At 66.2% G+C, this 22,338-nt stretch carries 22 protein-coding genes; 4 read left to right on the plus strand and 18 right to left on the minus strand.

Going from position 1 to position 22,338, the window contains the following annotated elements:
- The 9 genes from AC1RLW_RS08150 to glpD form a co-directional block, all read right to left on the minus strand.
- Window positions 1-1,137: a beta-ketoacyl-ACP synthase III gene (locus AC1RLW_RS08150; RefSeq protein WP_493192712.1), complete on the minus strand. Its 1,137-nt coding sequence runs from the start codon at window positions 1,135-1,137 to the stop codon at window positions 1-3.
- Window positions 1,127-2,131 (minus strand): dialkylresorcinol condensing enzyme, encoded by a 1,005-nt coding sequence (locus AC1RLW_RS08155; RefSeq protein WP_493192713.1) that lies wholly within the window; start codon window positions 2,129-2,131, stop codon window positions 1,127-1,129. The genes AC1RLW_RS08150 and AC1RLW_RS08155 overlap by 11 nt, the downstream gene beginning before the upstream one ends.
- Window positions 2,132-2,299: 168 nt before the next feature.
- Window positions 2,300-4,030 carry an ABC transporter substrate-binding protein gene (locus tag AC1RLW_RS08160; protein WP_070059465.1) on the minus strand — a complete coding sequence of 577 codons (1,731 nt, stop codon included), beginning with the start codon at window positions 4,028-4,030 and terminating at the stop codon, window positions 2,300-2,302.
- An 89-nt stretch (window positions 4,031-4,119) separates the two neighbouring features.
- Window positions 4,120-4,428: a DUF2160 domain-containing protein gene (locus tag AC1RLW_RS08165; protein WP_062476731.1), complete on the minus strand. Its 309-nt coding sequence runs from the start codon at window positions 4,426-4,428 to the stop codon at window positions 4,120-4,122.
- A gap of 12 nt (window positions 4,429-4,440) precedes the next feature.
- Window positions 4,441-5,253, minus strand: a complete 813-nt coding sequence (locus tag AC1RLW_RS08170) for a carbohydrate ABC transporter permease (protein ID WP_062476734.1) — start codon at window positions 5,251-5,253, stop codon at window positions 4,441-4,443.
- A complete protein-coding gene (locus AC1RLW_RS08175) occupies window positions 5,250-6,140 on the minus strand; it encodes a carbohydrate ABC transporter permease (RefSeq protein ID WP_062476737.1) in 891 nt (296 codons plus the stop codon). The genes AC1RLW_RS08170 and AC1RLW_RS08175 overlap by 4 nt, the downstream gene beginning before the upstream one ends.
- Window positions 6,137-7,207: an ABC transporter ATP-binding protein gene (locus AC1RLW_RS08180; protein ID WP_062476739.1), complete on the minus strand. Its 1,071-nt coding sequence runs from the start codon at window positions 7,205-7,207 to the stop codon at window positions 6,137-6,139. The genes AC1RLW_RS08175 and AC1RLW_RS08180 overlap by 4 nt, the downstream gene beginning before the upstream one ends.
- 2 nt (window positions 7,208-7,209) lie before the next feature.
- Window positions 7,210-8,283: an ABC transporter ATP-binding protein gene (locus AC1RLW_RS08185; protein ID WP_493192714.1), complete on the minus strand. Its 1,074-nt coding sequence runs from the start codon at window positions 8,281-8,283 to the stop codon at window positions 7,210-7,212.
- Window positions 8,283-9,959 carry a glycerol-3-phosphate dehydrogenase gene (gene glpD, locus AC1RLW_RS08190; RefSeq protein WP_493192715.1) on the minus strand — a complete coding sequence of 559 codons (1,677 nt, stop codon included), beginning with the start codon at window positions 9,957-9,959 and terminating at the stop codon, window positions 8,283-8,285. Before glpD ends, AC1RLW_RS08185 begins: the two co-directional genes overlap by 1 nt.
- 122 nt (window positions 9,960-10,081) lie before the next feature.
- On the opposite strand from glpD, the gene AC1RLW_RS08195 reads away from it, so the two are divergent.
- The gene (locus AC1RLW_RS08195) at window positions 10,082-10,852 is read left to right on the plus strand and encodes a DeoR/GlpR family DNA-binding transcription regulator (RefSeq protein WP_062476748.1); all 771 of its coding nucleotides are present in this window, start codon (window positions 10,082-10,084) and stop codon (window positions 10,850-10,852) included.
- A 19-nt stretch (window positions 10,853-10,871) separates the two neighbouring features.
- Window positions 10,872-12,368, plus strand: coding sequence for a glycerol kinase GlpK (glpK, locus tag AC1RLW_RS08200; RefSeq protein ID WP_492695429.1), 1,497 nt, complete (start codon window positions 10,872-10,874; stop codon window positions 12,366-12,368).
- Between the two features lie 12 nt (window positions 12,369-12,380).
- On the opposite strand, the gene AC1RLW_RS08205 is transcribed toward glpK, so the two are convergent.
- Window positions 12,381-12,845 (minus strand): SH3 domain-containing protein, encoded by a 465-nt coding sequence (locus AC1RLW_RS08205; RefSeq protein WP_095744792.1) that lies wholly within the window; start codon window positions 12,843-12,845, stop codon window positions 12,381-12,383.
- A 202-nt stretch (window positions 12,846-13,047) separates the two neighbouring features.
- On the opposite strand from AC1RLW_RS08205, the gene AC1RLW_RS08210 reads away from it, so the two are divergent.
- Window positions 13,048-14,700 (plus strand): sulfatase-like hydrolase/transferase, encoded by a 1,653-nt coding sequence (locus AC1RLW_RS08210; RefSeq protein WP_493192716.1) that lies wholly within the window; start codon window positions 13,048-13,050, stop codon window positions 14,698-14,700.
- A 13-nt stretch (window positions 14,701-14,713) separates the two neighbouring features.
- Here the strand turns inward: AC1RLW_RS08210 and AC1RLW_RS08215 are convergent, their stop codons facing one another.
- The 4 genes from AC1RLW_RS08215 to AC1RLW_RS08230 form a co-directional block, all read right to left on the minus strand.
- Window positions 14,714-15,304, minus strand: coding sequence for an Lcl C-terminal domain-containing protein (locus tag AC1RLW_RS08215; protein ID WP_493192717.1), 591 nt, complete (start codon window positions 15,302-15,304; stop codon window positions 14,714-14,716).
- 124 nt (window positions 15,305-15,428) lie between these two features.
- Window positions 15,429-16,385 (minus strand): alpha-E domain-containing protein, encoded by a 957-nt coding sequence (locus tag AC1RLW_RS08220; RefSeq protein ID WP_062476763.1) that lies wholly within the window; start codon window positions 16,383-16,385, stop codon window positions 15,429-15,431.
- 11 nt (window positions 16,386-16,396) lie between these two features.
- Entirely contained in the window at window positions 16,397-17,893 is a 1,497-nt protein-coding gene (locus tag AC1RLW_RS08225; RefSeq protein WP_062476766.1) for a circularly permuted type 2 ATP-grasp protein, read from the minus strand.
- 98 nt (window positions 17,894-17,991) lie between these two features.
- Window positions 17,992-18,255, minus strand: a complete 264-nt coding sequence (locus AC1RLW_RS08230; protein ID WP_493192718.1) for a ComEC/Rec2 family competence protein — start codon at window positions 18,253-18,255, stop codon at window positions 17,992-17,994.
- 109 nt (window positions 18,256-18,364) lie between these two features.
- On the opposite strand from AC1RLW_RS08230, the gene AC1RLW_RS08235 reads away from it, so the two are divergent.
- Window positions 18,365-19,309, plus strand: coding sequence for a tyrosine-type recombinase/integrase (locus AC1RLW_RS08235; RefSeq protein WP_493192719.1), 945 nt, complete (start codon window positions 18,365-18,367; stop codon window positions 19,307-19,309).
- Between the two features lie 123 nt (window positions 19,310-19,432).
- On the opposite strand, the gene AC1RLW_RS08240 is transcribed toward AC1RLW_RS08235, so the two are convergent.
- From AC1RLW_RS08240 to AC1RLW_RS08255, 4 genes are all read right to left on the minus strand, one after another.
- Window positions 19,433-19,792 (minus strand): hypothetical protein, encoded by a 360-nt coding sequence (locus AC1RLW_RS08240; protein WP_493192720.1) that lies wholly within the window; start codon window positions 19,790-19,792, stop codon window positions 19,433-19,435.
- A 127-nt stretch (window positions 19,793-19,919) separates the two neighbouring features.
- Complete coding sequence (locus AC1RLW_RS08245; RefSeq protein WP_493192721.1) at window positions 19,920-20,483, minus strand: lysozyme; 564 nt, start codon at window positions 20,481-20,483, stop codon at window positions 19,920-19,922.
- Complete coding sequence (locus tag AC1RLW_RS08250; RefSeq protein WP_493192722.1) at window positions 20,480-20,779, minus strand: hypothetical protein; 300 nt, start codon at window positions 20,777-20,779, stop codon at window positions 20,480-20,482. The genes AC1RLW_RS08245 and AC1RLW_RS08250 overlap by 4 nt, the downstream gene beginning before the upstream one ends.
- Window positions 20,779-22,221 (minus strand): hypothetical protein, encoded by a 1,443-nt coding sequence (locus AC1RLW_RS08255; RefSeq protein WP_493192723.1) that lies wholly within the window; start codon window positions 22,219-22,221, stop codon window positions 20,779-20,781. Before AC1RLW_RS08255 ends, AC1RLW_RS08250 begins: the two co-directional genes overlap by 1 nt.
- Between the last annotated feature and the right edge of the window lie 117 nt (window positions 22,222-22,338).

Consider the following 22,338-nt stretch of genomic DNA (forward strand, 5'->3'; position numbering starts at 1 on the left):
CTACACAGCCTCCAGGTAGATGAAGCCGCTCGAAAAGCGGCCGCTTTCGGGCACGAACATCAGGAGCTTCTGGCCGGGCTTGATGCGGCCCGAGCGGAACAGCTCGTCGAGCATGATGTACGGCGAGGCCGAGCCCGTGTTGCCCTTGGTCGCGAGGTTGCTGAACCAGCGCTCACGCGGAATCGGCAGGCCCAGCGCGGCCAGGCTTGCGGCCACGGGCTCGACGAAATAGTGCGACGACAGGTGCGGCAAAAACCAGTCGATGTCGTCGGTCTTCAGCCCGCGACGCTCGATGATGGCCGCGAGCGGCTCGGCCAGCGTGGCGCGCACGATGTTGTCGTTGAGCAGGCGCACGTCCTGCTTGACGGCGAAGGTCGAGTCGCGCTGCCAGTCGGCCGGCGAGGTGCGGGCCCAGCCGTCGAGGCCGCCCTGCGCGTTCTTGTCGGCGCCGGCGTACATGCACACCGGCAGCTCGTGCGCCGCCGACGACAGCTCGATCCATTCGACACGCAGCGACAGCGGCCCGCGCGGCTCGCGCTCCAGCAGCACCGCGCCGGCGCCGTCGGACAGCATCCAGCGCAGGAAGTCTTTCTCGAAAGCGATCTCGGGGCGGGCTTCGAGCGCTTCGAGCTTGTGCTCGAGCTCGGCCTCGAAGTTGATGCCGCGCATCACGGCCGAGGCCAGCTCGGAGCCCGTGGCGACCGCGCGCCGCGCATCGCCCGCGCGCACCGACAGCCACGCATGCTTGAGCGCCGCCGCGCCGGCCAGGCAGATGCCGGCGCAGGCCACCACTTCGAGCCGGGGCCAGCCCAGTTCGCCGTGCACCATCACCGCGTGGTTGGGCATGAGCTGGTCGGGCAGCGAGGTGCCGGTGGCCAGGCAGTCGACTTGGCCGATGTCGTCGCCCAGCGCGCGGATGGCCGCGGCGGTGAGCTGCGCGTTGGTCATGGCCAGCTGGCCGGTGGCGCGGTCGATGGCGTAGTGGCGCGACTGGATGCCGTTGCTGCGCAGGATGAGGCGTCGCGCACGCGACACCTTGCCGCCGATGCGACCCAGCACTTCTTCGATGTCTTCGTTGCTGACCGGAGAAAAAGGCAGGAAGGCAGCGGTGCGGGTCAGGAAAACATCAGTCGTCATAGAGAGGGAGCCGGTCCGTGGCAGAGCCCGACGGGCGCTCGAATTGAGCCGTCATTTTAGTCAGCCACCCTCGGAACAACGGCCGCAGCAGGGCCTGCAGCGTCAGGCTCACCGGCACGACGGTGACGATCAGTGCCAGCAGAAACAGCACGTACAGCAAGAGCAGCGGCTTGCGCACCGCCGCGCCCGGCCCGCCGGCCGCCATGATCAGCTTGCCCCAGAGGTAGAAGCTGCGCGTGCCGGCCTTCTCGCTGATGAGCAGCCGCGCCTGCGCGCGCACCGCGCCCAGCCCGGCCAGCAGGGGCGCATCGCCCTGCTCTCGGCCTTCATGCAACGCGTCGCACAAGGCCCGGCCGAAGCGGCCGCAACCGCGGATCTGTTCCTCGCTCAGGCCCGCGTCGGGCATGCCCCAGAAGCCGCGCTTGCGGCCCCAGATGAGCCAGGCCGGCGTGGTGAAGAAGGTGGCGAGCGTGGGACCCGGGTCGGTGAGCACCACGTTGTCGATCAGGCGCGCGCCGGTGGCGGCGAGCAGGCCCTTGAGCTTTTCATGGGCCAGCAGCCACATGTTGCGGCAGGCAATGACCGTGACCACGGGTTTTCCCTTGAGCAGCCGCGCCGCCACGGGGTGCTGCAGGAAGGCCACGACCGGCTGCGCAGGCGCCAGGAACCAGACCTGGTACGGCAGGATGACGAGGTCGAAGTCTTCGTCGCCCGTGAGCGTCAGTGGCGCCAGCGGGCCCGGCTTCAGGTGGGCCGACTCGGGGAACGCGTCGAAGAAGGTCAGGAAGGGCCAGGGAAAGGGAAAGCGCTGCAGCGGCCGCAGCGTTTCCACGCGCAATTCGATGCCCGGGTCGGCGCGCAGCGGCGCGGCGATCTGCCCGGCCACGCGGTCGAGTTGCCCGGTCTGCGAGTACTGGATCAGCAGGACGCGTTTGACACGCGCGCTCGGGGTGGCAGGAGGGCTGGCGGTGGGGCTGGAAGAACTTGGATTCACTGGCGGGCCGTGGCGGGGGCCGTCGAATGTAAGCGAACCTTTTCAAAGGTGCATCTGCCATAGGTCATGGCGTCGCGTGAATCCGACGAACCAGGGCGCCAGAAAGCGAAAAAGGGCCGCACCTCGCGGCGCGGCCCTTGTTTGCAATTGCTGCTGGCGAAGCGCCGGTCAGCGCACCTTGCCGGCCTTCCAGGCGCTCAGCAGCTTGTTGTAGTCGATGGTCTCGCCCTTGGGCTTCTCGTTGGCCAGCTTCTTCCACGGGGCGTGCTGGTCGCTGAGCCACTTGTTCGGGTCGCCCTTGGCGTTGAGCTTGGGCGCGCAGTGGGCCATGCCGGCGCGTTGCAGGCGACCCATCACGTTGTCCATCTCGTCGGCCAGGTTGTCCATGGCCTTCTGCGGGGTCTTCTCGCCCGTGACGGCCTCGGCCACGTTCTTCCACCACAGCTGCGCCAGCTTGGGGTAGTCGGGCACGTTGGTGCCGGTGGGCGTCCATGCCACGCGGGCCGGGCTGCGGTAGAACTCGACCAGGCCGCCCAGCTTGGGCGCCATGTCGGTCATGGCCTTGCTCTGAATGTCCGATTCGCGGATCGGGGTCAAACCCACGATGGTCTTCTTGAGCGAGACGCTCTTGGAGGTCACGAACTGGGCGTAGAGCCAGGCGGCGGCGGTCTTGTTGGCGTCATGGCCGTTGAAGAACGACCACGAACCCACGTCCTGGTAGCCGTTCTGCATGCCCTGCTTCCAGTACGGGCCGTTCGGGCCGGGCGCCATGCGCCACTTGGGCGTGCCGTCCTCGTTCACCACGGGCAGGCCCTTCTTGGTCATGTCGGCCGTGAAGGCCGTGTACCAGAAGATCTGCTGGGCGATCTGGCCCTGCGCGGGCACCGGGCCGGCTTCGCCGAAGGTCATGCCCATGGCTTCCTTGGGCGCGTACTTCTTCATCCAGTCGATGTACTTGGTGAGCGCGTACACGGCGGCCGGCGAGTTGGTCGCACCGCCGCGCGACACGGCCGCGCCCACGGGCGTGCACTTGTCGTCGGCCACGCGGATGCCCCACTCGTCGATCGGCATGCCGTTGGGGGTGCCGATGTCGGCGGTGCCGGCCATCGAGAGCCACGCGTCGGTGAAGCGCCAGCCCAGCGACGGGTCCTTCTTGCCGTAGTCCATGTGGCCGTAGATCGGCTTGCCGTCGATGGTCTTCACGTCGACGCTGAAGAACTCGGCGATGTCTTCGTAGGCGCTCCAGTTCAGCGGCACGCCCAGGTCGTAGCCGTACTTGGCCTTGAACTTGTCCTTCAGATCCTTGCGATCGAACAGGTCGGCGCGGAACCAGTACAGGTTGGCGAACTGCTGGTCGGGCAGCTGGTAGAGCTTGCCGTCGGGCGCGGTGGTGAACTTGGTGCCGATGAAGTCCTTGAGGTCGAGCCCGGGGTTGGTGTACTCCTTGCCCGCACCGGCCATGTAGTCGGTGAGGTTCATCATCTTGCCGTAGCGGTAGTGCGTGCCGATCAGGTCGGAGTCGGAAATCCAGCCGTCGTAGATCGACTTGCCCGACTGCATCGAGGTCTGCAGCTTCTCGACCACGTCGCCTTCCTGGATCAGGTCGTGCTTGACCTTGATGCCGGTGATTTCCTCGAAGGCCTTGGCCAGCGTCTTCGATTCGTATTCATGCGTGGTGATGGTCTCCGACACCACCGAGATTTCCTTGACGCCCTTGGCCTGCAGCTTCTTGGCCGCGTCGATGAACCACTTCATCTCGGCCGCCTGCTGGTCCTTGCTCAGGGTCGACGGCTGGAACTCGCTGTCGATCCATTTCTTGGCTTCGGGCTCTGCGGCCCATGCGCCGTGCGCGGCGACCATCGCCGCCGCCATTGCCAATGCCGTGTAGCGCATCTTCATGAATGTGTCTCCTCGGTTGTGCTTCCCCGGTTTTTTCATCGCGGCTCCGGGGAGGCGGAGAGCCGGACGCGTTGACGAAATCGGTGGGCCTAGCCTTTGCGCATCACGAGCGCGAGCACGAACATCGACAGCACGAAGCCGATCCAGATCGAGGGCTCGGCCTCCAGGCTCAGCCACTCCTGCACCTTGCCGGCCAGGCCGACGAAGATCAGGTTGACGTAGGCCGCGGACAAGAGGCCGATGAAGAGCCGGTCGCCGCGCGTGGTGGCAATAGGCAGCCAGCCGCGCCGCATCGTGGTGGGCGACTTGAATTCCCACACCGTCATGCCGACCAGCATGAGCGCGATACAGCTGAAGAAAACGGCCACCGGGGTGGTCCAGACCATCCAGTCGAACATCTTTCGACCTCCTTAAACGCGGCCCATCGCGAAACCCTTCGCGATGTAGTGACGCACAAACCAGATCACGATCGCGCCGGGCACGATGGTGAGCACACCGGCCGCGGCCAGCGTCGCCCAGTCCATGCCCGAGGCGCTCACCGTGCGCGTCATCGTCGCCACGATGGGCTTGGCGTTCACGCTCGTGAGCGTGCGCGCCAGCAGCAGCTCGACCCAGCTGAACATGAAGCAGAAGAACGCCGCCACGCCCACGCCGGCCTTGATGAGCGGCAGGAAGATGGTGAGGAAGAAGCGCGGAAACGAGTAGCCGTCGATGTACGCCGTCTCGTCGATCTCGCGCGGAATGCCGCTCATGAAGCCTTCCAGAATCCACACCGCCAGCGGCACGTTGAACAGCAGGTGCGCCAGCGCCACGCCCAGGTGCGTGTCCATGAGGCCGACCGTGCTGTACAGCTGGAAGAACGGCAGCAGGAACACCGCGGGCGGCGTCATGCGGTTGGTCAGCAGCCAGAAGAACACGTGCTTGTCGCCCAGGAACGAATAGCGCGAGAACGCATAGGCCGCCGGCAGCGCCACGGTGAGCGAGATCACCGTGTTGATCGCCACGTAGATCAGGCTGTTGATGTAGCCCGAGTACCACGACTCGTCGGTGAAGATGCGCGCGTAGTTGGCCCAGGTGAGCTGCTGCGGGAAAAACGAGAAGCTCGACAGGATCTCCTCGTTCGTCTTGAAGCTCATGTTGACCATCCAGTAGATGGGCAGCAGCGCGAACAGGATGTACAGCAGCAAGAAGATGCTGCGCTTGTGGAATCGCTTTTCGTTCATTGTTCTTTCTCCACCTCTTGCGTGCCCACACGCTGCATCCAGTTGTAGAGCACGAAGCAGAACAGCAGGATGATCAGGAAATAGATCAGCGAGAACGCAGCCGCCGGCCCGAGGTCGAACTGCCCCACGGCTTTCTGCGTGAGGTACTGGCTCAGGAAGGTGGTCGCATTGCCCGGCCCGCCGCCCGTCAGCACGAAGGGCTCGGTGTAGATCATGAAGCTGTCCATGAAGCGCAGCAGCACCGCGATCATCAGCACGCCGCGCATCTTGGGCAGCTGGATGTAGCGGAACACCGCGAACTTGCTGGCGCCGTCGATGCGCGCGGCCTGGTAGTAGGCGTCGGGAATGGAGCGCAGGCCGGCGTAGCAGAGCAAGGCCACCAGCGGCGTCCAGTGCCACACGTCCATCACCAGCACCGTGAGCCACGCGTCGGTCGCGCTGCCGGTGTAGTTGTATTCGATGCCCATGACCTGCAGCGCATGGCCCAAGAGGCCAATGTCGGCACGGCCGTAGATCTGCCAGATGGTGCCCACCACGTTCCATGGAATGAGCAGCGACAACGCCACCACCACCAGCACCGCCGACGACTTCCAGCCCGTGGCCGGCATCGACAGCGCGAGCGCGATGCCCAGCGGAATCTCCACCAGCAGCACCGACAGCGAGAAGCCCAGCTGGCGCCACAGCGCCTGGTGCAGCTCGTCGTCGCGCATCACGGCGGCGAACCATTCGGTGCCGACGAACACGCGCCGGTCGGGCGAGATGATGTCCTGCACCGAGTAGTTGACCACCGTCATCAGCGGCACGATGGCCGAGAAGGCCACGCAGATCAGCACGGGCAGCACGAGCCACCACGCCTTCTGGTTGATCGGCTTGTTGGTGGGGTTCATGCGACCAGTTCCTCGTCCTTGTAGTAGCAGGTGTGGGTGTCGAGCACCCGCAGCCACACCGTGTCGCCCACCGAGGGCGGCTGTTCGTCCGAATGCATGCGCACCTTGACCACGCCACCGTCGACTTCGGCGCTGAGCATCGCGTGCGTGCCGACGTCCTGCACCTGCTTCACCACCGCAGGCACGGCGCCGGCGGCACCCGCGTTCGACAGGCGCAGGTACTCGGGCCGGATGCCGATCTTGAGCGCGCCGGGCGGCAGCTCGCGCGTGGGCACCAGCGGCGTGCCGGCCACTTCGAGCGCACCGTTGGCGCTGTGGGCCGACAAAAAGTTCATGCCCGGCGAGCCGATGAAATGGCCGACGAAGGTGTGGGCCGGCCGCTCGAACAGCGCCTCGGCGCTGCCCACCTGCACGGCCTTGCCGCGCGTCATGACCACCACCTCTTCGGCGAAGGTGAGCGCCTCGACCTGGTCGTGGGTCACGTAGATCAGCGTGAGCTTGAGCTCGCGGTGGATCTGCTTGAGCTTGCGGCGCAGCTGCCACTTCAGGTGCGGGTCGATCACGGTGAGCGGTTCGTCGAACAGCACCGCCGACACGTCGCTGCGCACCAGGCCGCGGCCCAGCGAGATCTTCTGCTTGGCGTCGGCCGCGAGGCCCGCGGCGCGCTGGTTGAGCTGACCGCTCATGTCGAGCATTTCGGCGATCTCGCCGACGCGCTTCTTGATCTGGTCTTCGGGCACCTTGCGGTTGCGCAGCGGGAACGCCAGGTTCTCGGCCACGGTCATGGTGTCGTAGATCACCGGGAACTGGAACACCTGCGCGATGTTGCGTTCCTGCGGCGTGGCGCGCGTCATGTCGCGGCCGTCGAAGCTCACGCTGCCCTGCGAAGGCACGAGCAGGCCCGAGATGATGTTGAGCATGGTCGTCTTGCCGCAGCCCGAGGGGCCGAGCAAGGCATACGCGCCGCCGTCGCGAAAGCTCATCTTCAGCGGGAGCAGCGCGTAGTCGCTGTCCTGCGTGGGGTTGGCGCGGTAGGCGTGGGCCAGGTCGAGGTCGATGCGTGCCATGACTAGCTTCCTTTGCGCCATGCCGGCGCCAGTGCCAGCTTTTCGCCGGCATCGAACACATAGGCTTGCGACGCGCTGAAGTACAGCGTGATCGAAGCGCCCAGCTCGAAGCGGTGCACACCGGTGAGCTGCGCCACCAGTTCGCCCACCGCGGTATCGACGTGCACGAAGGTGTCGGAGCCCGAAATTTCGGCCAGCTCCACCTTGCCGGGCAAGGCGACGTCGCCCTCCCCCGCGTTCACGTTCAAGGCACTCGCGCGCAGGCCGACGGTGACCGCGCCCGACACGCTTTCAGGCAGGGCCAGCGTGAGCGCGGGCCCGCCCGCCAGTTGCACGCGGCCGGCCGCCGCCGTGCCCGCCAGCAGGTTCATCGGCGGATCGCTGAAGGCGCGCGCCACGCGCAGCGACTGCGGCGCATGGAACACTTCGGCGGTCGGGCCGTACTGCAGCAGCTCGCCGGCGTCCATCACGGCCGTGTAGCCGCCCAGCAGCAGCGCCTCGCCGGGTTCGGTGGTGGCGTAGATGACGGTCGAGTCGCCGGTGGCGAAGAGCTGCGTGAGTTCTTCGCGCAGGCCTTCGCGCAGCTTGTAGTCCAGGTTGACCAGCGGCTCGTCGAGCAGCATCAGCGGTGCGTTCTTGGCGAGCGCGCGCGCCAGCGCCACGCGCTGCTGCTGGCCGCCCGACAGCTCCTGCGGATAGCGGTCGAGGAACATGCCGATGTGCAGCTTGTCGGCCAGCGCCTTCACCCGCGCGTCGATGTTCGACTCGCCGCGCAGCTTCAGCGGCGAGGCGATGTTGTCGGCCACCTTGAGCGAGGGGTAGTTGATGAACTGCTGGTAGACCATCGCGACGTTGCGCTCACGCACCGGCGTGCCGGTGACGTCCTTGCCGTCCACCAGCACACGCCCGGTGCTGGGCGTGTCGAGCCCGGCCATGAGGCGCATCAGGCTGGTCTTTCCGGCCTGCGTGGCGCCGAGCAGCACGGTCACCGCGCCGCTTTTCGGCGCAATGCTCTGCTCGTAGAGCCAGGTTTGCGCGCCGACCTTCTTGGTGACGCGCTCCAGAGTCAGCTGCATCAGCTCACCTCCACTTCCACGGTGTCGTTGTTGTTCTTCGCGTTGGCCTGCAGCCAGATCGCCACCTGCTCGCGCTCGGCGGGCGTGTAGTGCAGGCCGAGCTTGGTGCGACGCCAGAGCACGTCGTCCGAGCTCACGGCCCATTCGCGCGCCTGCAAAAAGCGCAGCTCGCGCTCGTACAGGCCGGGCGCCACCTCGGCGCCCATGTCGGCCAGCGATTGCGCCTCGCCGACCAGTTCGGCCACGCGCGCGCCGTAGCCGCGCGCCAGCCGCAGCGCGACCTGGGCGTCGAGCCAGGGGTACTTGGCCTGCACGGCGGCGACGAAGCGGCTGAAGTCGTCGTCGGGGCGCTTGGGTGCGCCGATCCAGGCCGACAGGTCGCCGCCGGCCAGGAAGGCGCCGTCGGTCCAGGCCGGGCGCTGGGCATTCGACTGGCCGAGCATCTTGCCGACCTCGTCGGCCGCATCCTCGGCCAGCTTGCGGAAGGTGGTGATCTTGCCGCCCCACACCGACAGCAGCGGCGCGGCGGTGGTGTTCGACTCGAGCAGGTAGTCGCGCGTGACGGCCGAGGGGTCGCCCGAGGCGTCGTCCAGCAGCGGGCGCACGCCCGAGTAGGTCCAGACCACGTCGGCCGGCACGATGGCCTTGTCGAAGTAGCGGCTGGCCTGGGTGCACAGGTAGTCGATTTCTTCCTGCGCGATGCGCGCGGCGCCGGGGTCGTCGCCGCTGATCTCGATGTCGGTGGTGCCGATCAGCGTGAACGCGCCCTGGTAAGGGATGGCGAAGATGATCCGCTTGTCGGGGTTCTGGAAGATGTAGGCGTGGTCGTGGTCGAACAGGCGCGGCACGATGATGTGGCTGCCCTTCACGAGCCGCAGGCTCTTGGTGGCCAGCGCCTCGCCGCGCGCCGACTGGGCCACGCCGCGCAGGAAGGATTCGGCCCACGGGCCGGCCGCGTTCACCACGGCGCGCGCGCGCACGGTGCGGTGCGCGCCATCGGGGCCTTCGAGCGTGGCGACCCAGCCGTCGGCGCCGCGCTGCGCATGGATGCAGCGCGTGCGCGTGAGCACTTCGGCGCCCTTCGAACGCGCGTCGATGGCGTTGAGCACCACCAGCCGCGCATCGTCGACCCAGCCGTCGGAGTACACGAAGCCGCGCTTGTACTGCGCCTTGAGCGGCGCGCCGGCCGGGTGCTGGCGCAGGTCGATGCCGCGCGACGGCGGCAGCACCTCGCGCCTGGCGAGGTGGTCGTACATGAACAGGCCGATGCGGATCATCCAGGCCGGGCGCATCGAGGGGTCGTGCGGCATCACGAAGCGCAGCGGCCACATGATGTGCGGCGCGCTCTTGAGCAGCACCTCGCGCTCCTGCAGCGCCTTGCGCACCAGCGAGAACTCGTAGTACTCGAGGTAGCGCAGCCCGCCGTGGATCAGCTTGGTGGAAGACGACGACGTGTGCGAGGCCAGGTCGTCCTTCTCGCACAGGACCACGCGCCAGCCCCGGCCGGCGAGGTCGCGCGCAATGCCGCAGCCGTTGATGCCACCGCCGACGATCAGCACATCGCAATCGGTGGCGGGTTCGGCCGCTGGAGAGGAGAAATCGGTCACAGGCTGGAGGTCCGTAGGTTCGTGACTTTTGTCAGCAAAGGCCGAGATTGTATTTTCGCGTTTTTTCATTTGGATTCCTTTTGGCGCGATTTTCCTCCGAGTTTTCCCTTACTCGGCTTCGTTTTCTTTCGTTTTAAAGTGACGCGGCCTGTACCCTCGACCCCAGTCTTTCCGCTTTCCACGACGCCTCTGTGAACTCCAACCCGCGCCAGATCAACCTCCTCGACACCGTGCGCGCGCGCGGCTCCGTCACCGTCGAACAGCTCGCCGACATGCTGGGCGTCACGCTGCAGACCGTGCGGCGCGACGTGCAGCGGCTGGCCGATGCGGGCTTGCTCACGCGTTTCCACGGCGGCGTGCGCGTGCCCAGCTCGACCACCGAGAACATCGGCTACCAGCAGCGCGAAACGCTCAATGCCGACGGAAAAGCGCGCATTGCGCGCCGCGTGGCCGAGCTGGTGCCCAACGACTGCTCGCTGATCCTGAACATCGGCACCACCACCGAGGCCATCGCCAAGGCGCTGATGCGCCACACGGGCCTGCGCGTGATCACCAACAACCTGAACGTGGCGACCATCCTCAGCGGCAACACGGCCTGCGAGGTGATCGTGGCCGGCGGCTCGGTGCGCCCGCGCGACCGCGCCGTGGTGGGCGAAGCCACCATCGACTTCATCCGCCAGTTCAAGGTCGACATCGCGCTCATCGGCGTGTCGAGCATCGAGGCCGACGGCTCGCTGCGCGACTTCGACCTGCGCGAGGTGAAGGTCGCGCAGACCATCATTGCCCAGGCGCGCGAGGTGTGGCTGGCGGCCGACGCGAGCAAGTTCAACCGGCCGGCCATGATCCAGCTGGGCACGCTCTCGCAGATCGACCGCCTGTTCACCGACGCCGCGCCGCCGCCGCCCTTCCCCGACCTGCTGCACGCCGCGCAGGTGCGCCTCGAGATCGCGCGCGACAACTGAACCCCATCAGACTCATCGAATGACCACCTACCTGCTTGCCCTGGACCAGGGCACCTCCAGCTCGCGCAGCATCGTGTTCGACCGCGAAGGCCGCATCGTCGCCATCGCCCAGAAGGAACTCACGCAGATCTACCCGCAGCCCGGCTGGGTCGAGCACGACCCGATGGAAATCTGGCGCAGCCAGCTGGCCACCGCGCGCGAGGTGCTGGCCAAGGCGAAGCTGCAGCCCGCCGACATCCACGCCATCGGCATCACCAACCAGCGCGAGACCACCGTGCTGTGGAACCGCACCACCGGCCAGCCCGTGCACCACGCCATCGTCTGGCAGGACCGACGCGCCGAGCCGCTGTGCGCGCAGCTGCGCGAACAGGGCCTGAGCGACACCATCCGCGAGAAGACCGGGCTGGTGATCGACGCGTATTTCTCGGGCACCAAGCTGCGCTGGCTGCTGGACCACGTGCCCGGCGCGCGCGCCCAGGCCGAGCGCGGCGAACTCGCCTTCGGCACGGTCGACAGCTGGCTCATGTGGCAGCTCACCGGCGGCAAGGTGCACGTGACCGACGTGAGCAACGCCTCGCGCACGATGCTCTTCAACGTGCACACGAACGACTGGGACGCCGACCTGCTGAAGGCGCTGGACATCCCCGCCGCGCTGATGCCGAAGGTGCAGCCGTCCAGTTCGCACTTTGCCGACACCGACGCCGCCCTGCTGGGCCACGCGCTTCCCATCGGCGGCGTGGCCGGCGACCAGCAGAGCGCCCTCTTCGGCCAGGCCTGCTTCGAGGCCGGCATGGCCAAGAACACCTACGGCACCGGCTGCTTCCTGCTGATGCACACGGGCGGCGCGTTCCAGCCCTCGCACAACGGCCTGCTCGTGACCAGCGCCGCGCAGACCGACGCGACCCCGCAGTACGCGATGGAAGGCAGTGTGTTCGTCGGCGGCGCCGTGGTGCAGTGGCTGCGCGACGGCCTCAAGGCCATCAAGGGCAGCGCCGAGGTGCAGTCGCTGGCCGAGAGCGTGCCCGACGCCGGCGGCGTGATGATGGTGCCGGCCTTCACCGGCCTGGGCGCGCCCTACTGGGACGCGGACGCGCGCGGCACGATCACCGGGCTCACGCGCGGCACCACGGTCGCGCACATCGCGCGCGCCGCGCTGGAAAGCATCGCGTACCAAAGTGCCGCGCTGCTGCAGGCCATGAGCCGCGACGCGGTCGCCGCGGGCGGCAAGCCCGTGGCCGAGCTGCGCGTGGACGGCGGCGCGAGCGTGAACGACCTGCTGATGCAGTTCCAGGCCGACCTGCTGGGCATTCCGGTGGTGCGGCCCGAGGTGGTCGAGACCACCGCGCTGGGCGCGGCCTACCTCGCGGGACTGTCGACCGGCGTCTACACCGACGCGCGCCAGCTCTCGAAGCTGTGGAAGGTGGAGCGCCGCTTCATGCCGACCATGGGCCGCGCGCAGGCCGAGGAATCGATGGCGCGCTGGGAGCGCGCGGTGCGCCAGGCGACCGCGACCTGAGCGGGCGCGGGCTTACCAGCCCCAGAGGGAGCGCTTCAGCACCCAGCCGGTGGCGCCGCCTTCGTGGCGCACCTTCACCCAGTCGCCGCGGCGCTCGAGGGTGCGCAGCACGTCGCCGTACACGGCCTTCTTCACGACCGGGCTGCGCGCGCCGGGCGCGCGGCGCAGCTGCGCGGTCTTCGCCTTCACGACGTGGTGCGGCGTCTTGCTCGTCATCGAACGGAAGACCCAGGCCTTGTCGTTCTCGAAGTCGGTGACGCGCAGCCAGTCGCCCTTGCGGCCGATCACGCGCAGCGGATAGCCCCGGCTCACGGTCCAGTGCGCCTCGGCGCGCTGGCTGGGGGCGGTGCGCATGTTCAGGGTCTTGACCGCGACACTGACCATCTGCGGCTGCGCGGCAAAGGCGGACGGCAACACCATCCACGAGAAGAAGAATGCGAGCAGGAGCGCGGGCAGTCGGCGGCTGAATCGGGCCATGGGGCGAGGGTTCCTTTCGAGAAGACACGGGAGGTCCGGCAAATGCCGGTCGAAGCCCCCCTCTGGGACGCTGAGCGCCGATAAGTTCCGTGGGGATATCCCTGAGCCGCACTCCAAAGACCCCGCAAGGGTCGGGACACTGGCCGTGTCGCGGCAGGGTGCGGGGCAGAATTCGCCCGCCCTCGACTCCCCCGCGCCGCGCTTGACACATCCCGCCATCGACGCCCCGCGTCCTCCCTCCAGCGCCCTGCTGGCCTGCGGCGTGGTCGGCGCGACGCTGCTGGCGCTGATCGCCCTGGGCCACGACGGCCGCCGCATCGCCCAGCTCGCGGTGCTTGCCGCCCCGCCCGTGCTCTGGCTGCTGTGGCCGCTGCACAGCGCACGCCTGCGGCGCTGGCGCACGGCGCTGGTGTGGCTCTGGGTCATGGGCTTCGGCCTGGATGCCGTGGTCCGCGCCTACCTGCTCGACACCTATCAGGCCGCGCCCGACAGCGCCATGGTGCTGGGCGCCGCGGCCAACACCAACGCGCGGGAAAGCGCCGAGTACCTGCGCATGCACTGGCGCTCCGCCGTCGTCTGGTCGGCCGCGCTCGTGGCGGCGGGCCTGCTGGCGGGCCTGTTCGCTCGACGCGGTGCCACGGCGCCGCGTGCGCGTCGGCCGTTCTGGGCGCGCTCGCTGCTGCTCCTCATCCTGCTCGCCGCTTGCGTGGCCTACGTGAGCAAACCCTGGCGCCGGCTGCACCCGGTCGTCTTCTGGACCCAGTGGTCGCAGTCGCTGCAGGACCAGCGCGCCGCCTGGGCCGACCAGGAGAAGACCCGCGATGCGCAGATGGCCCAGGCCCGGCAGATCGCACCGGTGATCACGCGCGAGGGACCGTCCACGGTCGTGCTCGTCATCACCGACAGCATCAACCGCGACAACATGGGCCTGTACGGCTACGGCCGCCCGACCACGCCGCGCCTGCAGGCGCACAAGGCGCAGGAAGGCGACCGCATGGCCGTGCTGCGCAACGCGTGGTCGGTCGACGCGAGCACCCTGCCCGCGCTGCGCAACATGTTCCATTTCGGCCAGCCCGCGAATGGAAACAACGGGAACGGCGACAGCCCGCCCCACCTGCTGGCCCTGGCGCGCGCCGCCGGCTACAAGGTCTGGTGGATCAGCAACCACGACGACCTGGCCATCGAGCAGCAGCACGCGCGCTACGCCGACGTCGTCGACATGGTGAACCGCACACCGGGCCGTGCCAGCGCCTCGCTCGACGGCGAGATCCTCGACTGCGTGCAGGAAGCCTTTGCCGACACCAGCACCGAGCGCAAGCTCATCGTGGTCCACCTGATGGGCGCGCACCCGCACTACAGCCTGCGCTTTCCCGAGAACGCCAATCCCTTCGACGACAGCGTCGACGCGGTCGAAAACGGCCTCGTGAAGGACGGCCGCTCGGCCTGGGTGCGCCACTTCCGCCAAGAGTACGACGCGGCCTTGCTGTACCACGACTTCGTGGTGTCGGAACTGCTGCAGCAGACCCGCAGCACCGGCAAGCCGGACGACTACCGCGCCTGGATGTACCTGTCGGACCACGGCCAGGAAGTCGGCCACGGCAGCGACCGTGCAGGCCACAGCCCCGCGACCGCCTCGGGCTACCGCATCCCGGCCGTCGTCTGGCGCAACCGCGAGCCGCTGCCCACCGACGCCGCCACGCAGCAGCCCTTTCGCGCGGACTGGGCCGGCTGGAGCCTGATGGACCTGCTGGGCATCCGCTGGAGCGGGCAGAAGCCCGAACGCAATGTGCTGGGCGATGCCTACCGGTGGCAGGCGCCGGAGATTCCGGTGACTGTCGAGTCGTTCTCGAAGTAGAAGTAGCTGAAGGTCAGCGATCGGCCACCGGCCGCACGGCGTGGGTGGCCTCGGCCGCCTCGTTCTGGCCGATCCATGCATTGCTGAAATCCACGGCATAGAAGTGCTGCGCGGCCTCGCTGCCCGAGCCCGACCAGAACTTGCGCAGCGGTGTGTCGGGAAAGCGTGCGCTGTCGATGGTGGGAACGGAGGTTTCGCGGGCGCACCACCGGGGCACGGTGACGGGCTCCCGTTCGGGGCTCAGTTCGAGCGTGAAGGTCTCGTCGACCAGGCCATGGTCGCAACGCCGCAGCGCCGCCAGCTCCACGATGGTCGGCAGCCGCCATTGCGAGATGCCTTCATGGCCCTTGGCGTTGAGCGCCTGCACGCGCTCCTGCGCGTCCATCAGGCTCAGGGCTTCGGCCTCGCCGACGCAACGTCCATCTTGCCAGGTCTGCCCCAGGGCGCAGCGCAGCCAGCGCAATCCCGTGACGGCATCGACGACGACGGCCGTCGATGCCTGCGCGGAGGCTTGTTCTTTCGGTGAGGCGGCCTGGTCGCAGCCGGCGAGCAACGCGACAGCCGCCAGGGCGGCGGCCTTCCACTTGCCATCACGGGCAAGCATTGATTTCTTCATGAGAACTCCCTGCGGTCAGCAACTTGGATCGAGATCGAACTCGAATGCTACCGCCGGGGGTGCGAGGTCCCGGGGCCGGCCTGGGCCCGCAGGACGTCGATTCAATGCACCGTCAGTGCGCCGGCACCAGGAAGTCCTGACTGATGCGCCCGCCCAGCTCGTTCACCCGGTCGAGGAACTGCGTGAGGTAGGCATGCAGGCCCGTCGCCAGGATCTCGTCGACGCGCGCGTACTGCAGGTCGGCCAGCAGCTTGCCGGCGCGGCGCTGGGTTTCGGCGCTCTGCTCGTTCTGCACCTTCGCGAGGTTGTTGACCACCTCGACCAGGCTCGCGTGCAGCGAGCGCGGCATGTCGGCGCGAAGAATGAGCAGCTCGGCCACGCGCTCGGGCTTGATCACGTCGCGGTACACCTTGCGGTACACCTCGAAGGCCGAGACGCTGCGCAGGATCGCGCTCCAGTGATAGAAGTCGTACTCCTGGTCTTCCTCGGTGGCGGCGCCGAAGAACTCGCTGTTGAGCGCGTGGAACTTCACGTCGACCAGGCGCGCCGTGTTGTCGGCACGCTCCAAAAAGGTGCCCAGGCGCGAGAAGTAGAACGCCTCATCCTGGAGCATGGTGCCCAGCGTGACGCCGCGCGACAGGTGCGAGCGGAACTTGACCCACTCGAAGAACTGCCCCGGGTCGCGCTCGAAATCGCCGGCGCGCAGCATGCGGTTCACTTCGAGCCAGGTGGTGTTCTGCGTTTCCCAGGCCTCGGTGGTGAGCGCGCCGCGCACGGCACGCGCATTCTCGCGGGCGGCCTTCAGGCAGGAGACGATCGACGACGGATTGCTCTCGTCCTTGACCATGAACTCCATGACTTCGTTGGGCGTGATCTGGTCGTACTTCTTGCTGTACCAGGGCAGCAATTCGCTGATCGAGAGCACGCCCTGCCAGCCGTACTTGGCGACCTCGGCCGACTGCGGCAGCAGCGAGGTCTGGTAGTTGACGTCGAGCATGCGCGCCGTGTTCTCGGCACGCTCGGTGTAGCGCGACATCCAGTAGAGGTGGTCTGCGGTGCGGGACAGCATCGTGGGTGCTCCTACTGCGATTGGCTTTGCGACTGCGTGGCCGCCTTCGGCTTGGCCGTGCGGTCCGCTTCGAGAATCCAGGTGTCCTTGGTGCCGCCGCCCTGCGACGAGTTGACCACCAGCGACCCTTCTTTCAGTGCCACGCGCGTGAGGCCGCCGGGCACCATCTGCACCTCGCTGCCCGAGAGCACGAAGGGACGCAGGTCGATGTGGCGCGGCGCGATGCCGGCGTCGACGAAGGTCGGCGAGGTCGACAGGCTCAGCGTGGGCTGGGCGATGTAGCCGTCGGGCTTGGCGATGACGGCCTTCTTGAAGTCTTCGATCTCGGCCTGCGTCGCGGCCGGGCCGATGAGCATGCCGTAGCCGCCGGCGCCGTGCACCTCCTTGACGACCAGGTCCTTCATGTTGTCGAGCGTGTACTGCAGCTCGTCCTTGTTGCGGCACATGTAGGTCGGCACGTTCTTCAGGATCGGCTTCTCGCCGAGGTAGAACTCGACCATCTTCGGCACGTAGGGGTAGATCGACTTGTCGTCGGCCACGCCGGTGCCCACGGCGTTGCAGATCACGACGTTGCCCTGGCGGTAGGCACGCATGAGGCCCGCACAGCCGAGGGTGGAGGTCGGGCGGAACACCTCGGGGTCGAGGAAGTCGTCGTCGACGCGGCGGTAGATCACGTCGACCCGCACCGGGCCGCGCGTGGTGCGCATGTAGACGAAGTCGTCCTTCACGAACAGGTCCTGGCCTTCGACCAGTTCCACGCCCATCTGCTGGGCCAGGAAGGCGTGCTCGAAGTAGGCGCTGTTGTACATGCCGGGCGTGAGCACCACCACGGTGGGCTCGGCCGTGGCCGGCGGCGCGCTGGCGCGCAGCGTTTCGAGCAGCAGGTCGGGGTAGTGGGCGACGGGCGCGATGCGGTTCTGGTTGAACAGCTCCGGGAAGAGCCGCATCATCATCTTGCGGTTTTCGAGCATGTAGCTCACGCCGCTGGGCACGCGCAGGTTGTCTTCGAGCACGTAGTACTCGCCGTTGCCCTGGGCATCGGGGGCGCGCACGATGTCGATGCCCGAGATGTTCGAGTAGACGTTGTGCGGCACGTTCACGCCCATCATCTCGGGGCGGAACTGGGCGTTGTTCAGGATCTGCTCGGCCGGGATGATGCCGGCCTTGATGATTTCCTGGTCGTGGTACACGTCGTACAGGAAGCGGTTGAGCGCCGTGACGCGTTGCACCAGCCCCTTTTCCATGCTCTCCCACTCATGGGAGGGAATGATTCGGGGCAGCAGGTCGAACGGGATCAGCCGCTCGGTGCCGGAGCCGTCCTCGTCCTTGGCGCCGTACACCGCGAAGGTGATGCCGACCCGGCGGAAAATCATTTCCGCCTCTTCACGCCGCGATCGCATCACCTCACCGGGTTGCTTCGCAAGCCATTGGTCGTAGCGCTTGTAGTGCTGTCGGATTGCAGCGCCCGCATAGGGGAGCTGCTCATACATCTCGTCGAATTTGTGCATGGAACGACCAATCTCCTTGAGCCATAGCTTAGCAAGTTCGAGGCCAGTAGAAGCCCTAGGTTTGGGCCCGATGCGAGGGCATTCGAGGTTTCGGGTCGTCAGGGCATGCGGTGGCGCCAGTAGCGCGGATCGCGCGTGCGTTCACACTTCAGTTCGGCCGGCGCCGGGCTCGCCCAATGGGCGGCGCCGCAGCGCGGGCTGTCGACCACCTGAACGCCGCGTTCGACGTAGCGCGCCACCACCTCGGGCGCGGGGTGGCCGAAGCGGCTGCGGTAGCCGGCCTGCACGAGCGCGATGCGCGGGCGCACGGCGTCCAGGAAGACCTCGCTCGACGAGGTCTTGCTGCCGTGGTGCGGCCTCACAGCAGGGAACCAACAGGAAACAGTGTCGTTTTCCACTGGGAGCGCGGGTGGTTGTGACGCGGCGGGATACAGTACCTCCCCGCACAACATCCCGCACACGTTCCCGCACATGGCCTACATCAGAGAATTCCGCGACGGCTATCGAGCCGAGGTACAGAAGCACGGCATCCGGAAGACCAAGGTTTTTCGCACCAAGCGGGAGGCGATGAAGTGGGCCAGAGACACGGAGTTGGATCTTGACGCCCTCAAAGGATCTGGGGGCATGACATTTGCGCAGGCTGCCGCCAAGTACCTGGTGATCGTGCCCGCCGAAAAGGCCCCGGGTGCTGCCGAATGGGAAGAGCGACGGCTCATGGAGATGGCTGCATTTTTTGGCGAGAACACCCCAATTGCGACGATCTCAAGCGTGCGCCTGGGCGAGTGGAGAGACGCCAGACTTAGAGAGGTCAGCGGCTCGACCGTAATCCGGCAGTTCAGCGTGTTGCGCAGTCTGTTCCGGGCTGCGGCTGACGACTGGAAGGTGCTGGAATCGAATCCCTGCACCGGGCTACGTTTACCGCAGCACAACCCGCCCCGACATCAGACATGGACATGGCAACTCATCAAGCGAGTTTTGAGGTCAGAAAATCGTAATGAGCGAGAGCTGGAGGTAATCCGGGCCTTTCATATCGCCGTACATACAGGCATGCGCCTGAACGAGATACTGAGGGCAAGAGTCGCGGGGAAAGTGGCTGTTCTGGAGCGGGACAAATCCAGCGGGAAATCATCGCCGCCCGTGAAGGTTCCGCTCGCCCGCAAGGGGGCCGCCCTATTCGCCAAGTACGGGGCATTCACGCTATCACCAGGGAACGCTAGCGCAACCTTCTCGGACATGACCGACGAGTTGCTGATCGATGGCCTAACATTCCACGACGCCAGAGCTTTTGCCCTGACGATGCTTTCGCGCCGACTTGATGTGATGACCTTGGCCCGGATCAGCCGCCACAAGAATCTCAAGACCCTCATGGACGCCTACTACCGCGAAACTGCTGAACAGATCGCGGCGCGCATCTAGCGCTTCGGCCAGAGCGAGTAATCCGCCTTTGGCACAGGCTGACCGGCAAGCGCGGCCTCCCGGCACTCGTTGTACTGCCCAGCCACCTCAACCAGCTTCAGCACCGTAGCGCCGAACGACGGGTCATTTAGCTCCGTCAGCTTTGGGCAGCTGCTGACCACCAGAGGGCTCGGGAATCCGTCCTGAGAGCGCGGAATTGATGCTCCGCAGGCCGTCAGGAGTGTTGACGCAAGTCCGATACACAGTGTTCTCGCGAACGATTGTCTCGGTCTTGGCGCGGATGGTCGTGTTGACCGGCTTGAGTTTGGCGATTGCATCAGCGGCTCCTTGCTGCGAGGCTTCCCTGGTTTCTCGGCGGATTTGGTCATCGCTGGCCTGCTTGGCGATGATTCGATCCTCACCAATGCCTATGCCATACCAGCCGGCCCCGCCGACTGAGACAGCCCATCCGAGGACGATGGCAAGGAGTACGTAGAGGTTCATGCACATTTCTCCCGAGAAAATAGACACATCGCCAGAACATGCATAGAAAACGGCGGTTTATGTACAAGTCCCCACTTGCAATCCAGTGTCTCGTGATCGGCTGAGCCGCAGAAGCAGCAGATGCGCGTCATGACGGTTCGCATGTTTTTGCCTCTTCAGCGCGACGGTTCGCCAAGCCTTGCACGAACTTGAATCGTGGCGAGCCGTCCGCGTTCTTGCCGGCGCGCACGAAGGACCAGACCACACGGCCATCATCGCCGCGTGCGAGGCGTTGGCAGCCACGAGCCCAATCACCGCGATTCCATGCCTGCATTGCCCCGCTGCTGCAGGTTGCGCCGGCCCCTAGGTTCCATGCGTGACTCGTCGCCATGTCGAAGACCATCTGCGACGGCGGGCGACGGAAGCACGGCGCTAGGCGCTGCTGCACGGCGACGACAGCGGCGCGCTCTTCGGCCTCGCACTTCTCATCGGTCCAGCGCTCTCCAACGATGATCGGCGTCTTCGTGACGTGGGGCGTGAGCCCGTTGCAGACGGTGGGCAGATCGCCAGCCAAATGGTCCGCGTAGACCACTAGCACCCTGGCCTTTCCGCTCTCCCACTTCTGCAGGAAGCCCATCAGGTAGGGGCTGCCAGCCACCAGCGTGGCGCCGGCAACGACGATTGTGCTGACGATCTTGGTCCGCGCACTCATTTGATGCTCGTCCCAGCCTTGAAGGCGGTGTAGAGGCTGACGACCGCTGCGATGGCGCCAGCGATGTATCCGAGCGGGCGGGCGAATTTGCCGATCCAGTTCAGCACCTTGAACGCGCCTTTGAGGTTCGCGAAGGCTTCCACCAGGTCGGAGGTGTTGGACTCGATCCGAGCCGTCGCCTCCGTGTTGGTGGCAAGCCCTCTTTCGATGCGCTCCATGCGGGCGTCGCCGTCGTCCAGTCGCTTGTTCACGACCTCAATCAGCTCGCCGGGTTGGGTGTCGTTGCTTGTTGGCATCACAGTTCAGCCGAAGCCGTCCAATCCAGGAAAAGCGAGTAGTTGCCAACTGCCGCGCCGATGGTCGCTGATAGCCCCGCGCCGTTCACTCCGACCGTGAGGAATGAATTTGCCGACAAGTTCACAGACGAAGAGCTGCCGAGCTGTGCCATCGTCGGGGCAACGCGCTTTGTCGCTTTGAAAGGGATTTCGCAGATGGTCGAAGCGCCAGAACCACCCGTGGGATAGGCGCCTCCTGTCTGAGTGGTGCCTATCTCGTAGTACCTCTGACAGCGGCGCAACTCTTCGCCGATTTCGATCTTTTCGAAGGTGGAGACCTGATCGGCCTCTGCCTGAAAGGCGCCCTGAAAGGTGATGGACTGCCCCGCCGTCAGCGCGCCCGTCTCGAACTCGATGGCAACACCCCGCCCTGCATTTGCTCCAGCGGCGAAACTGAAGAATTTCGTTTCGACTGATGCAGAAACGGTCAACGAACCTGTGGCGAGCAACGTCTTTGCAGTGAAGTTGTCGGTGGCATCTGCGGAGTAGGCATTCCAGGTAACCGAGGTGATGCCGACCGCAGAAATGGGAACCTGCACGTTGACCCGCTTGTTTGCCCAGTCGTAGCAGTTGCTCGACTCGATCCGCTGACCCCAAAGCGTGGCCGTCACCGACGCTGCGCCCGTGAGCGTTTGCGCGTACTGGTAACCCGTTCCAGCAACACGCTGAGAGGTGATGTTTGCGCCTGTACACGAGACGTAGAAGCGATCAGTTGTGTAGGCGATGGCAGCGCCTGCAGTGATGGCTTGTGATGCTCCACTATTCCTCTGATCAAAACGCAGCGCGCCGTTCAGGATGCGATTGCGAAACGGCGGCGTGGTGAGCGTTCCAGGCAGTGACGGGTCCATTGCCGTGATCAGGCCGACCGATACCAGCGACAGACCAGAATCCAGCGCCCCGCTATCCGGGATGATGGTGACAGTGGTGTTCGGCGCGGAATAGGCGGAACGCACCACGGTCCCAGTGACGATGCCCCCCGTGTTGGAAGTCCTCACCCTGGTGCCAAACGTGAATGTCTGCGTTTGGTCGCCCGGGACGGTGAAGGTGATTGCGTTCACGTAGGTCGGCGCACCACTGAAAACCACCCACTGATCGTTCGCAGCGAACGCATCGTTGATGCCGCTCACGTAGTCGATGGTTCGCATCGTGACCAAATTCACATCTTTGATGACGAACTTGTACGCCTGGCCGCCAACGAGCCACACCGCCCCTTGCGAGTTCAACCCCAAGGTGTTCAGCGTGATCGGCCAAGAGTTCGCATGCGCGGGAAGGCCGTCCCGGTCGTTGTAGGTGGCGGCGGCTGTGCTAGAGCCGGCCAGGTACACCCAAATAGTTCCACCCGACAACGGATTCCCGTTGACGTCCACCTGCTGGTCGTTGATGAGGGGGGCGAGAAATGCCATGCAGGCTCCTGGAATGAAAAAGCCACCCTGAGGTGGCTTGGTGCTTAAAATCGACCGGTGGAACTCACCGACTTCATGTGGCTAAAACTGATCGCCTTTGTGGTGGCGGCTTTTATC

This window comes from Variovorax sp. GW822-FHT04A09, assembly GCF_058801005.1.